Origin of the sequence: Thalassospira sp. (assembly GCF_048059015.1) — a bacterium.
Classification (GTDB): Bacteria; Pseudomonadota; Alphaproteobacteria; order Rhodospirillales; family Thalassospiraceae; genus Thalassospira.
In genome coordinates, this window is the sequence record NZ_JBLLNT010000019.1 from 1 (window position 1) to 13,611 (window position 13,611).

Genomic DNA, 13,611 nt, shown 5'->3' on the forward strand with positions numbered 1-13,611 from the left:
TGTGGTTGCAAGCAAACTCGCGAAGCTTCCCGATCAGGGTACGCCGCGCCGTGCGGGTGTCAGCTCATTTGGTCTCAGCGGCATTAACGCCCATGTTTTGATCGAAGCAGCACCCGAGCGGGCGAAACAGGCCGAAGCAAACCAAAACAAGGACGCAGCATTCGTCTTTGCCCTGACGGCTGGAAGCACCGAAGCACTGCGTCAATACGCAACCAATCTGCATCACCGCATCAGCAATGATGCCAACCTGTCGCTGAAGGACATTGCCTTTACGCTGGCAACAGGGCGTGATCGGTTAAAGCACGGTATCGCCTTTGCTGCGGATCACCGCGCGGACCTTCTTGAACAGTTGTTGGATATCGCGACCGGGATCGCAACGCCGAGCTCACAGGCAGAAAAGGCTGATGCACCCATCTGCGACGTGGTGACAGCAAAGGCTACCGATGCCGAAAAGCAGGTTAGCCATTTCCTTGCCGGTGGTGCGCTGAACTGGCCATTAAACGTCAAGGCGCGCCGCATATCTCTGCCGCCTGCACCGTTCGTACGCAAGACCTTCAAGCCGACCTTTGAAAAGCGGGCCAAGGCTGTTGCAAACGACGTGTTGCAAGGGCCAGTTTCAACACCGACTGCGCGTGTCTTTAGCATCGCGATGGATGATGCGGGCTTCTGGCCATTGCAGGACCACAAGCTTAATGGTCACCCGACATTGGTTGGCATGGCTGTCCCTGCCCTGATGGCCAAGGCCGCGATGCGTTTAAATGGGGATGATAGCTCGCCCATCAGCATCACCAATCTTGCCTGGCACAGCGCACTGGTCGCAAAAGCGGTTCCGGATGGCAATATCAGCCTGAGTTTTGCCGATGACGGGACCGTCGAACTGGGCGGGCGCCTTAAAAATGGCAAGTGGCGTGTCTTTGCCTCGGCAAACTGGCAGTTCGACACACCCGTGATGGCGCCAAAGTCGCGCCTTTCAGACATTCGTGAACGTGCAAAGCTTCACGTCCCCGATGGGGCGTTTAGCGGCAAATACGGATCGATTGAAGTCAGTGATCGCTGGGATTGCAACCAGTCGCTTCATGTCAGCAACCGTCAGGACGCAGCGATCAAGCATCTGACGCTCAAGCCCGAATATCGTGGTGATATGGCTGACTGGGTTGTCCACCCTGCCCTTGCCGATGTCGCGTGCAGCATGCCGCTTATGATGCTCGATGGTGGCTATGTCCCGGTTGGTGTTGATCACATCACCGTTTATGGCGTGCCAAGCAGTGATGTCTTTGCATGCTTTGAACAGCATGAAACCGGGTTTGGCGAAGTTGCCCTTTATGATGCCAAGACCGAACAGCTTGTGATGCTGGCAAGCGGTCTGAACTTTGCCAAAAGCGGTGAAGGTGCCGGACAGCTTCGCCCGCAACTACTTGAAACCCGGTGGCACGCATCGACCAAGGCAACAGCAGATATTCCGGAAAGCTGCCTTTTCATTACGAACGCCGATGACCCGGCCAGCCCCGCTGGCTATCCAAACATCCGAGTTAATCAGATCACGAAAGACAGCCTTCGTGGCGTTTCACATGCCGTTCTGATGATAACGCCTGATGAAAACAGTGCCTATCAAACGGCAGATGCCCTGCGCACGATCTTGCAAAACATGCAGGGACGCTTGCGCCTGATTGTGGTCGGATATGGCGCCTTTGATGTTGCAAATGATTTGGTGGCAATCAATCCGGATCAGACTACAGCTGCCGGTGTGGTACTTGCCGCGGCACGTGAAGAACCGCAGTTACAGCTAAGCTATCTCGACATTCCGGTCGAGGCGTTGGAAAGCCAGCTTGGTGCAGAGCTGGCAACGCAACCGGCCACCGATCCGATCACGGTTTATCGTAACGGGCAGCTTCATGCGCGTGAACTGTTGCCAACGGCGGCTAAGCCCAAGGCAGAAGAAGCCACTTGGCCAAGCAGCGGTGTGTGCGTCGTTACCGGTGGCACGGGTGGTTTCTCGCGCGCGCTGCTTGAAGAGTTTGCCAATGGTGGCAACGTCAAACTGGCACTCCTTGGTCGCCGTGGCGAAGATGCCCTTGATGATCCAACCAAAGCCAAACTGACAGAACTGCGCGAACAAGGTCTGGCCATTTCGGTTCATGCATGTGATGTCGCGAATGAGGCGTCGCTCAGCACCACGCTTGCGACCATCCGCACCGAACACGGCCCGATCAGTGCCGTTGTGCATGCTGCTGGCATTGCCGATGGTGACTTCCTTGTGCGTCGGGATATGGCAAAGTTTGACGATATCCTTGCAGCCAAAATGCTTGGTGCGCGCAACCTTGATCACCTGACACAGAATGATGCGATTTCGGCATTTGTGATGTTCGGTAGCCTGACGGCGATTAGTGGCGCCCCCGGGCAGACAGCCTATTGCGCTGCTAATGCTTTCCTTGATGGGTTGGCCCATAAACGTTTGGCACACGGCCTACCGGCCCTGACAATCGACTGGTGCGCACTTAGCGAGCAGGGTATGGCAGCACGTCACAATGTCCGTTTGGAAGACGGTGCGTGGATTTCGCCCAAAGACGCCAAAGCAATCTGGCGCGACGCCATCCGCTTGGAAGCAGCCCAACTGACTGTTGTTGATCCATCATTGGTCAAAACCCGTCATACGGCTCAACCGGCCACCACCCAATCAGCACCAAAACCGGCATCCCAGTCTGTGACCATAGGCACGAGCCAACAGGTCGCAATGATCTGGGCCGAGACGCTTGGCTATGACAGCGTCAGTTCTGATGATGATTTCTTTGCCTTGGGCGGGGATTCCATCACCGGCATGCAGATCATTGATCGCATGAACAGCTTGCTTGGCACGGAGCTGACGATTTCTGATCTGTTCTCTGCCCCGACAACGGCAGCGATAGCGGAACTTGCCGGACTTGCTGATGCCTGTATTCCAGCGCCCCAGTCTGCAATTGCTGTAGAAACAGCGCAGGCAAGTACGCCTGAAGACACGACACCGCACGCGACGATCAGCGCGATCTGGTCCGAAGCACTGGGTTACGACACGATTGATCCGGATGAAGACTTCTTTGCCTTGGGCGGTGATTTCATTACAGGCATGCAGATCGTTGATCGCATCGCCAAGGAACTCGGCTTTGATGTCAGCCTAAGCGACTTGTTTGAGCAATCAACGATTTCCAAGCTCTCAACCAAGCTTCTTGGATCAACAGCACCTGAGCATCAATCAGCACCTTCGGGAATGAGCGAGGCTGCGGTTCCCTTCACCCCAGCCTCTGAACCCGTCGTGATTGATCCCCGCAAGGCGCCAAAACTTGATCGGTATCCGCTATCACCTGAACAGATGTCGGTTTTGAACGCTGCGCAGAAAGGCAACATGGGCACGGCATTCAATCTGCCGCATGCCTCGATCATTGACCAGTCCGTTGATCTGAACGAATTGGCCACCGCCATCCATGAACTGACCAAGCGCGAACATGTTCTGCGCACGCGGATCATAGAAGACGCTTCAGGCGAAAACTGGCAGATGGAAATCATCCCGACAGAGGACGCCATTGCCAATCTTGACCTGACTGTTCGCAAGATTGAAGGATCGATTGAAAGTGCATGTGCCGATTTGATCCGCCCGTTTGATTTCAATGATGGTGTCCCGGTGCGCTGGACCCTGCTGCAAGATCAACTTGGCAAAACAGCATTGTTCTTTGATATCCATCACGTATTAGCCGATGGCTTTACAGCAGAACACATCTTGGGCGAACTGTTTGCCATCTGCACAGGCAAGGTTTTACCCGCAGTTCGCTACCAACTTGAAGACTATGCCTGGTGGAGCCAAAGTGCCGAAAACATCAAACGTACCGGCGAAGCGCGTGAATATTGGCAATCGCTGTATCAGGGCACTTTGCCGAAACTTAATTTGCCATCTGATCGTCCGCGTCCGGCCTATCACAGCTTTAATGGCGCGATCACATCGTTTGAGATTGATCCGGAATTACTAAGGAATGCGCGGAAATTTGCCGCGACAGAACGCGTGACCATGTACACCCTTGTCATGGCGACATGGTTTACCTTGCTTGGCCGATTGGCAAAGACAGACGATCTGGTCATCAGTGTTCCGGTTAATTCCCGTGACGCGACCGGTTTCCGCGACACATTGGGAATGATGGTTTCCCTGCTGCCGCTGCGCATGCAAATTGACGAAAGCGAAACCGTTTCCGGCCTGCTTTACCGGATGCAGCAACATCATATTGGCGCGATGCGTCACCGTGCCTATTTCCTTGATCAATTGCTTCATGATCTGGCACCGCCAGCGGCACCGGATCGCACATTGCTCTCGGAAGTTTCCCTCTCCTACATGAACTTCGAAGCTGCTGCTGTCCGCGAAGAAATCATGAAGGTCGCGCCAGAGCCCGTTACGGTTGACCGCCATCATTGCAAAAACGACATCTCGATCTTTGTACGTGATGTACCCGATCGCATGAGCGTCGCCTTTGACTATTATGCCGACATGTTCGACCAGAGTTCGATGATTGAGCTTGGCCGCGCATTCGCCGCAACGCTTGCGCAATTGATTGCGTCTGGCGCGCAGAATGTCGGTAGCATTGATCACGTCACTGGCGCACCACTCGGGGCATTACGGCATTGGCACGAACGTGATATCGCAACCAGCGAGAATGCTGACAAGATCACAGCGCAGGTTGCAGGAACGTCACAAAACCTCACCATCATTGCCGAGATCTTTAGCGAGGTATTCAAAAAGCCGCTTACCGATCCAGCAACCAGCTTTGTCACACTGGGCGGCCACAGTCTTCTTGCCATTCGGATTGTGAACCGCATCGCCGATCGGACCGGATCGCGCGTCAGCATGGCGGATTTCTTTGCCAATCCAACGATTGCCGGACTGGCGGCACTGATCGACAACAAATCGTCAGGCGCACAAGCTACCAGCACACAGATTGCAACCGCACCAGAAATGGCAACCTATCCGGCCAGCCATGCGCAGAAGCGCCTGTATCTTCTGTCGGAAATGGCGCAGGACAGCGGTGCTTATGGCATGCTTTATGTGCTGCGCTGTGACGGGTCGCTGCAAAAGGACCTGATTGAGCGTGCTTTGACTGACCTTGTAACCCGGCACGAACCACTCCGCACAGCGTTCGAGCAGGGCGATGAAGGCATTCAACAACGTATCTTAAAGGTTTCAACACCCAGTGTTACGATCCACAATATCGCGACGCAATCTGATCCGGTGCGTGAAGCCTTGCGCCTGACCCGTGAAGAAGCCGCCAAACCGGTCCTTCTGGATCAGCCACCATTAATCCGCGCATCCATCATTAATGTTGCCGATGGTGAACAGCTTCTTGTCATCGCGACCCACCACATTGTCGGTGATGGCTGGTCATCACGCATATTGGTTCATGAGCTTGGCGTTTTCTATCGCGCCGCATTGAACAAGGTTGATGCTGAGCTTCCAGCTCTTCCGATCAGTTACAAGGACTTTGCCTATTGGCAGTCCCGACAAGACTGGTCGGATGCAGCCAATTATTGGCGTGCGAAACTTTCAGGCGCACCCGATCAAATCGCCCTGCCAACCGATCATAAACAGCCAGACGTTCAATCCTATCGCGGTGCGCACGCGCATATGTTGATTGAGGATGATGTTCTTGCCGGTCTGCATGCATTGGCGCGCGCTCATAACGCCACATTGTCAGCCGTTGGCATGGCCCTGTTTTCAGCAATGCTGTACCGACTGACCCGTCAGGACGATATGGTGATCGGCATGGGTGTCGCCGGACGCGAGAAAACCGAAACAGAAGGCCTGATTGGCTTCTTTGTCAATGTATTGCCAATCCGCGTTCAACTTGATGCCGAGACCGAGCTTGATGAGCTGATTGATAACATTCATCGCAATGTGACTGAGGCACTTGATCGTCAGGACTATCCGTTCGACGAACTGGTGCGTGCTGTTGCGCCAAAGCGTAATGCAAACCGTCAGCCGCTTGTGAATGTTGTCTTTGAATATCAGCGATTCGGCGCACTTGGCAGCGAAGATGAAGGTAAAAGCCAGCCGGGCCTGCCGTTGATGCGCGCGGATCAGCCAAGCATCCTTTCGGACAAAATGGATGCCTTTGTCGACAATACGACGGCAAAGCACGACGTGATCCTGTTCCTGACCGAGGAAAACGAAAAGGCACGCTTCACGCTGGAATATGACACCGATTTATTCGGGGCTGAGACCATGCAAAAATGGCTTGGGTTCCTGACAAGATTTGCTGCGGCAGCAGTGCAAAACCATACGAACAAAAATGCTTAAAGGGACGTATCAATGAAAATCGCTGATTTTGATTTCGACAGTCTGGAAACGTCCCTGCCCGAAACAACCGAAGCACCGGTTGCATCACTCGGCAGCATCGTTGAAGCCTTTGCCGCCATTGTTGCAGAGCATCCCGAACGCGTGGCCATCATGGATGAAACTCAAGGCGCGTCGTACAAAAAGCTTGATCACGACAGCAACCGAATTGCCAATTTCATCATCGGCCTGAACCTTGCCAAAGACGCGATGATCGGTGTCATGACCGGGCGTAACCGACATTACATCGCGGCCATACTTGGCATTCTTAAGGCCGGGCATCCATTCGTGCCGCTTGATCCGGCAACCCCATTGATCCGTCGTATTGCGATTGCCAAAAGTGCGGCAACGCCATTGGTTCTGGCAGATGCCGAACATGTTGGGGATTTGCATCAGTTACAGTGGCGCTGTGACACAGTCACACACATCCTGTGTCTTGATCGCGATAACATTGACGAGATTTCGGAAACACCCGGCTCTTTGATGTCCTCGGAACTGTGGGATCATCTTGCTGGCGATGATGCCGATAATGTTCTTGCCGGTGGCTGGAAAAGTGCCTTTACCGGTCAGGCAATTGCACAAGAAGCCATGGATGCGTTCGGTGCGAACGCGCGCGACAAGATCACCAATCTTGTATCTAGCAACGCACATGTGCTTGAGATCGGCTGTGCATCGGGCTTCACCATGAAGCATGTCGCACCTGTTGTCGGCAAATATGTCGCGACCGATCTTTCACGGCGAAATGTTGAACGTACCGAAGAACTCGCCATCAAATCGGGTATGACCCACGTCATGGGCCGCCAGCTTGCAGCACATGACATTGATGTGTTCGAGGATGGATCGTTTGACCTGATCATCCTAAACAGCGTTGTCGAAAACTTCCCGGGCTTTGGATATTTGCGCCAAGTTCTGAACAAGGCTGCCAAATTGCTGGCACCGGGTGGCGCAATTTATCTTGGCAATATCTGGGATGCAGATCGCAAGGCAGACTACCTTGCCGACCTTGCAAAATTCGCGGCCGATAATGTTGGCAAGGGCTATGACACCCGTCTTGATTTCCTTGAAGACCTGTTTGTGCCCGAAGCATTTCTGACGGATTGGGCATATGATCATGGCGGCTTTGCTGTTGCGCGTTCTGCCATTGATGCGCCGGGCTTTGATCCCGCGCCCTACACTTTCGATTTGATACTGTCGCCCGATGAGACGATTGCGCCGGGCAAACCCGTGCGTCATCGCCACGATCTTTCCGCCCTTGAAGCGTGTTCGGATACGGCACCAAGCGCAGTATCAGCACCATCCGATCTGTCCTATGTCCTGTTTACCAGCGGGACGACCGGAACCCCCAAAGGCGTGATGATCGAGCATGGATCGGTCGTCAATCTTGCAAAATCAGTGCTGGAAACGCAGCTAAAACTGATCGGGGCGGAAGACGCCAATGCATGCCTTAATCTGACATGCGTTGCGCCATTTGCCTTTGACGGGTCGATTGTCCAGATATTTGCAGCCCTTTTAAACGGACATAGCCTTCATATCCCGGGGACAGACACCAGAAGCGATCCGGAAGCGCTGCATGATTTCATCCTCAAGCACGAGATTGATCAGCTTGATGCAACGCCAAGCTTGTTCTTCTTGCTGCTTAACCACTGGTATCAAACCGGTCAGCACTGCCCGGCAAAGATGGTTGTTTTGGGTGGCGAGCCGGTATCATCGGATCTGGTCGAGCGGTTCTTTGCCCTGCCTCAACACAGCAGCTGCAAGCTTGTAAATGCCTATGGCCCGACGGAATGCTGTGTGTCGGCGGCGCAATATGTCATGTCAGCACAGAACCATCGTCAGATTTTGCCGCCGCCGATTGGGCAAGCCATCAACGGCGTGCAAATCCGTATTTGCGATGAAAAAAGCAAACCGCTTCCAGATGGCGTTCCCGGTGAAATCCTGATTGGCGGGGCGGGGGTTGCACGGGGATATCTCAACAACCCGGTGCAAACAGATCAAAGCTTCATTACCGATGAGGACGGCAGCCGTTGGTATCGCAGCGGCGATATTGGCCGTAAGCGCAATGACGGGGAAATCGTTTTTGTCCGGCGTGAAGATGGTCAGGTCAAGGTGCGTGGCAACCGTGTTGAACTGGCTGAAATCGAAACCGCACTTATGAAACATCCCTTGGTTCGTGCGGTAACTGTTGTTCTGCATAAATCCGAAATGCAGGGTTCAGAAAACATTGTCGCCTATCTGACGACAGATCAGGGCTTCAACGCCACGACTTGTCGAACACAGCTGGAGCAATCCCTGCCCGCCTATATGGTGCCAAGCTACATGATCTGCCTTGATAACATGCCACTCACATCAAATGGCAAGGTGGACAAATCCAAACTTCCGGCGCCATCGGGGGACCAGAAGCTGGCATCTGATCAACCCAAACAGCCGCTTGAAACGTCGCTGGAGCAAACGATCGCAAAACTGATGGGTGAGATCCTTGATTGCACCGTCGATGATGCAAATGCCGATTTCTTTGACCTTGGCGGACATAGCGTCTTGGCGGTCCAATTCCTTTCCAGACTGAACCAGGCCGTTGATGTCAAAGTCCCGCTCAGTGATCTGTTTAGCTGCTCGACCGTGACCAAGCTTGCCGATCGCGTTGAAATGCGAAAACGCGATGAGAAGGACAAGAACCCGGTCGTATCGGTGAATATCGAAGGCAAAGGCATTCCGATCCTGTGCTTCCACCCGGTGGGCGGCAATATCCTTTGTTATCAGGATATGTCGCGTGAGCTTGGCTCTGAGCAACCCGTTTTCATGGTTAAATCGCGCGGTTTGCAGGAAGGACAGGGTTTGAACACGTCGGTCGAGGACATGGTCGCTGCCTATATGCCATCAATCCGCGAAATGATCCCGAACGGTCCTGTCCGTGTTGCCGGTTGGAGCTTTGGCGGGCTCCTTGCCTATGAAGCGGGCTATCGCCTGTCACAGGCGGGCGTGGATGTTCGCAGCATCAGTTTGCTGGATGCGATTGCGGTTCCTGAATCTGTGCGCGAAATGCTGCGCAAGGATGAGTCTGAATATCTTGCAGATCTGTTTGGTGAATTGGGGATCGTTAAAGCCGAAGAATTGCGCCCCCTAACACCGGAAGAACGCATTGATTACCTGCTTGCCAATGGCAAGGAATGCGATCTTCTGCCCAAGGATGCGGACCGTGGAACAATGCGCAGACTTCTTGCCGTGTTCCAGAATAACGCACTTGCCGCCGTTCACTACATCCCGCCAAGGATTGAAGATATTGATATTCTGCTGGTCCGTCCGAAAACCATCGTGCGCGGTGCGCCGTTCATCGCCGATGATGAATATAGTGGGTGGCGGAAGTTCACCGGGGACAATATTGAACTGACCATGGTCACCGGTACGCATGGCACCATGATTGCCCAGCCACATATCCAAGAGGTGGCAAATGCAATGCGTAAGCAGATTGAACGCACAAACTGAACACTGAGACGGACATTGGGACCAGATGGTCTTACGACCAATCTGGTCCCATGTTTTTAAACGACGTCCGTGCGGGCAGTGTAATGGCTAACCATCCCAAGATACCCGGCCACACATATGTCCGGTATTGCGCAAAATTGCGGTAGCCAAGAACAAAGCCATCCCCGTGGCGGCTTATTTCAGAAGCCGCATAGATATCAAGCGGGGTCATCATCCCTGTGGTCAGGGTCTTGGCCAAACTTTCCTGCGCGACCCAAAGCAGGCTTGCGGTGTCGTGCTTTGACAGGCCAAGTTCGTCGCATAACACGCGCGTTTTCGCATCCAAACCATCAAAGACAGGGTCGATATCGACTGCTGATGGCAGGTCAACATCAATTCCCATAGGATGCCCACGATGATAAATCAGGGCAGCAGCCAACTGGTCAGAATGCGAAATTGAAACGCCAAGTGTCTCGACTGCCGCACCTTCAGAACAAGACAAAATCGGCTGTTCGAAGACACCACTTTCAATCGAGATTACGCGGGGATCGTGGTCGGGTAGATGTGCCCGAAGCGCAAGCTTGGAAGCCAACCTGCCAAAGCTGTAACTGTCTTTGCGCCGGGCGTGCACAAAACCATCCCGTCGGGCCAATTCACGTTCATGGAACAGCTCGTTGATCAACGCATCGGATGTTGCTGGCTCCAAGGCATTCAAATCAATGACGGCAAGTGTCGCACGCAAGCTATCAGACGTTTCAAAGCTTCCCGATGCCGTTTCGCGCACCAGATCAAGCGACTGAATTTTGATACCGTCTGGCGTCATCACGTCACGGTTCCATCCAAGCGACATATTTGCCCAACCCGCAAACAAAAAAGAATGCCCAAGCATAACTTGGGCATTCTTGAAAACATATGCGTTTATTGAATTGGAAAATCCAATTACGCCTTGGCAGCAGCGGCAGCCGGCTTGGCAGCAGTTTTGCCGCCTTTGACATATTCAGATGCCTTGCGCTTGCCTTCTTCGAATTCTTCCTGGAATTTGCCAGAAGCTTCTTCTGCGTCGAAGTTTGCAACCGTACCGCCCTTTGCGAAGTGCCATGCGAAAACGCGGCCCAGCGCATAGGTGCACGCAGCAGCAAAGGTCGGCATTGCAACCAGACCAAAGATCGTGCCAACAACCGGTACGCGACGGATCAGGTTCGCAGCAGCATAACCAACGCCGGTTGCCGGAAGAACGGTCGCAACCAGGGTCGAGACCGAGTTTTTAATCGCGTTCTCAGAGAACGGCACACCGTAAATGTCGCAAAGCTTTGCGAGCATGCGCAACTGGATCGTGGTGCTGGTTGCCATTTCAAGGAACGGGATCGGAACCAATCCACCAACGGCCGCATAGGCGCTGTGACGATTGATGCAGCTATGCGCCTGAGCACGGAGCTCGGCAGCTTCTGCTACAGCAACTTCTTCAGTCTCTTCAACTTTCTCTGCTTCGCTCATAATTGCCTCTTTGCAATGATCGTTTGCTGACAGGTCGCATAACCAAAATTCTAGACTGCCAACACATTACCCCAACTTGCGGTTTATCGCAACAAACAGAAGTTGTTAACGTTTTGTATCTGCCTTCATTTCCGGCACAGCAGCAGGTTCACGACCAGCTGCTGTTTCGGTGGTGGCGGCACTGGTGTCATAGACCGGGGCGATAGATTGCATCACCTTTTGCAAGGTGCTTGGTGATCCCGGCTGTTCAACGTCTGCTTGCGTAGCAGGCTTCACAGCAGGTGTCGGTACAGCACTCTGTTCTGCGGATGGTGCCCCAACCGGCTGATTTGGTGACATTGGATTGGTGGATGAAGACGGTGACGCACTGCTACCGGGTTCGCGAATGCCCGGAGAAATCGCATTTTGTGGCGAGATTTCTGCAGCACGTGCATTCAAATCATTTGCCGATGGCAACGTATTGGCCTGATCACCGGTAAGTTCAGCACCTTCGCCGTTAGATGAGGATCCCGGTGCGTCCGCCGTATTCAGGATAACCGGCAAGCCATCCTTGCCGCCGATGATGATCGTTTTGCTGTTTTTCGAAGTGGCAAGTGACATGGTCGCTTCGATACCGCGCAGGCGCAGATATTCCTCGGTGATCGTTTTTGCGACGATATCCTGGAATTCACGAATACCTTCTGCCTCGATCTTCTTGCGCTGCTTTTCCTTTTCTTCACGTGCAAGACGGAAGTCATATTCAAGCATCGCCTGATACTGTTCGGCTTTGCGTTCGATCGCATCGGCAACACGCTGCGGCAGTTTGACCGAGCGGATCAGAACGTCTTCGACCGTGACCAAACGCCCCTGGAAGCTTTGATTGACCAGCGATGATCCAAGCTGGTTGACCATGCGTTCAAGGATTTCCGCCTGAATGAAGGCACGGGTTTCGGTGTAAAGCTGTTCCGGGGTGTAGCGCGAAATCAGTTCGCGGGCATGGGATCCGATTTCCGGATAAACAAGAATTTCCGGGTAATCCGGCCCGACAAGCTTATGCAACATGCCCGCAGCATCGCGGTTGATGCGATAGCGAACCGCAATGTCAACTTCCATCGACAGGCCGTTGGATGAAATGGTGTCATAAACTCGGGCCTGATTTTGCAGACGGGCGTCATAGATAAACATCCTGTCCCACGGGAAGATCATCTGCACGCCTTCGCCATAAGTATGCTCAACCACGGTCCCGCCAAAGAAGCGATACCACATCACGCCAACATGACCGGCCGGGATGGTGATAAAGATTTGCGGCGCAAGTGCAATCATGCCGATCAGCATGAAGAAGATCGTAATCAGAATGCCGGTCTGCGAGCGTTTGACAACCCGGTGCAGCCAATTGATGAAACGATCCCGCAAGCCGCGCGGATGCGCGTCTTCGCCGTCGTCTCGTTCCGGACCGCGTGCTGACATTGTGGTGCCATCAACCATTCGCTATCTCGTTCTCTTATGCTTTGTCATGAAGAGTTGATTGCACCTTAGTACTCGTCCAGATCATTGATCTTTTCGCGGATGTCGCGAGATGGCCGCGCGACCATCTGAACCAGAAAATCACCAATCGGCGTGATCACCACTGCCAGAATGAAGTGCCCCAGAAAACCGAACGACGTCCGACGCCCCAACATGCCGCAAACGACCGCCGCCAGAAGATAAAGAATGATAATGATCAAGTTCATTGCTCTGAGCCCGCCGACCTGAGTTAACCCTGTTGAGACGCCTAAGCGACCTTTGCATCCTTAACGACCTTCAACCCTTCTTGGAACTCTTCCTTGAATTTGGGCTCAGCACGTTTCGGGTCGAAATTGTCCATTGTTCCGCCGGCTTCATAATGCAGCTGGAACACTCGGCCCAGCGCATAGGTAAAAGCAGCATTGAAACCGGGCATTGTCAGCACGCTTAAGGTTGTTCCAACAACTGGAACCGCCTTTGCCAAACCTGAAAAGATACCCGTCGCCAAGAATGATTTGCCCAGCACCCCGCCGGTGATGCTGGCCATCATGGTCGCAATGACGGCTTTGCCGCTGCTTTTACGGAAATCGACTTTGTAGTGACTGCTCAACTCGGCAAGCATTTTAAGCTGCACTGCAACGATTGCTGCCGAATCGAGAATGGGAATTGGGATCAATCCGGTGCCCGCAGCCCACATCGTATTCCGCATCACAATTCCCCGGGCCAGCCGGTTTCTTTTGTTGCGTTTGAGCTGTTCCAAGCGTGCACGATCCATGTCACCCCCCGGTTTTGTATGGTGCACAAAGCATAAACGCTAAATTTTCCCACTGCAA

The 13,611-nt window shown here is 53.5% G+C and carries 7 protein-coding genes; 2 read left to right on the forward strand and 5 right to left on the reverse strand.

Features of this window, described 5'->3' with window-relative positions; genetic code table 11:
- The coding region (locus tag ACMZ66_RS20415; protein ID WP_416940136.1) for an SDR family NAD(P)-dependent oxidoreductase at positions 1-6,307 on the forward strand (6,307 nt) is incomplete at its 5' end.
- A 12-nt stretch (positions 6,308-6,319) separates the two neighbouring features.
- Complete coding sequence (locus ACMZ66_RS20420) at positions 6,320-9,823, forward strand: AMP-binding protein (protein ID WP_416940138.1); 3,504 nt, start codon at positions 6,320-6,322, stop codon at positions 9,821-9,823.
- A gap of 31 nt (positions 9,824-9,854) precedes the next feature.
- On the opposite strand, the gene ACMZ66_RS20425 is transcribed toward ACMZ66_RS20420, so the two are convergent.
- From ACMZ66_RS20425 to ACMZ66_RS20445, 5 genes are all read right to left on the reverse strand, one after another.
- Positions 9,855-10,652 (reverse strand): 4'-phosphopantetheinyl transferase family protein, encoded by a 798-nt coding sequence (locus tag ACMZ66_RS20425; protein ID WP_416940139.1) that lies wholly within the window; start codon positions 10,650-10,652, stop codon positions 9,855-9,857.
- Positions 10,653-10,741: 89 nt separating this feature from the next.
- Positions 10,742-11,296: a YcjF family protein gene (locus tag ACMZ66_RS20430; RefSeq protein ID WP_416940141.1), complete on the reverse strand. Its 555-nt coding sequence runs from the start codon at positions 11,294-11,296 to the stop codon at positions 10,742-10,744.
- Between the two features lie 105 nt (positions 11,297-11,401).
- Positions 11,402-12,760: a prohibitin family protein gene (locus ACMZ66_RS20435; protein ID WP_416940143.1), complete on the reverse strand. Its 1,359-nt coding sequence runs from the start codon at positions 12,758-12,760 to the stop codon at positions 11,402-11,404.
- A gap of 47 nt (positions 12,761-12,807) precedes the next feature.
- Positions 12,808-13,005, reverse strand: coding sequence for a hypothetical protein (locus ACMZ66_RS20440; protein WP_416940145.1), 198 nt, complete (start codon positions 13,003-13,005; stop codon positions 12,808-12,810).
- Positions 13,006-13,046: 41 nt separating this feature from the next.
- Complete coding sequence (locus ACMZ66_RS20445; RefSeq protein WP_416940147.1) at positions 13,047-13,553, reverse strand: YcjF family protein; 507 nt, start codon at positions 13,551-13,553, stop codon at positions 13,047-13,049.
- Positions 13,554-13,611: the final 58 nt, after the last annotated feature.

What these genes read in the sequence shown, in the direction of transcription:
- ACMZ66_RS20430 (WP_416940141.1), bottom strand. Translation starts at nt 11,296, where the DNA reads ATGAGCGAAGCAGAGAAAGTTGAAGAGACTGAAGAAGTTGCTGTAGCA.
- ACMZ66_RS20440 (WP_416940145.1), bottom strand. Translation starts at nt 13,005, where the DNA reads ATGAACTTGATCATTATCATTCTTTATCTTCTGGCGGCGGTCGTTTGC.
- ACMZ66_RS20445 (WP_416940147.1), bottom strand. Translation starts at nt 13,553, where the DNA reads ATGGATCGTGCACGCTTGGAACAGCTCAAACGCAACAAAAGAAACCGG.
- ACMZ66_RS20420 (WP_416940138.1), top strand. Translation starts at nt 6,320, where the DNA reads ATGAAAATCGCTGATTTTGATTTCGACAGTCTGGAAACGTCCCTGCCC.
- ACMZ66_RS20425 (WP_416940139.1), bottom strand. Translation starts at nt 10,652, where the DNA reads ATGTCGCTTGGATGGAACCGTGACGTGATGACGCCAGACGGTATCAAA.
- ACMZ66_RS20435 (WP_416940143.1), bottom strand. Translation starts at nt 12,760, where the DNA reads ATGGTTGATGGCACCACAATGTCAGCACGCGGTCCGGAACGAGACGAC.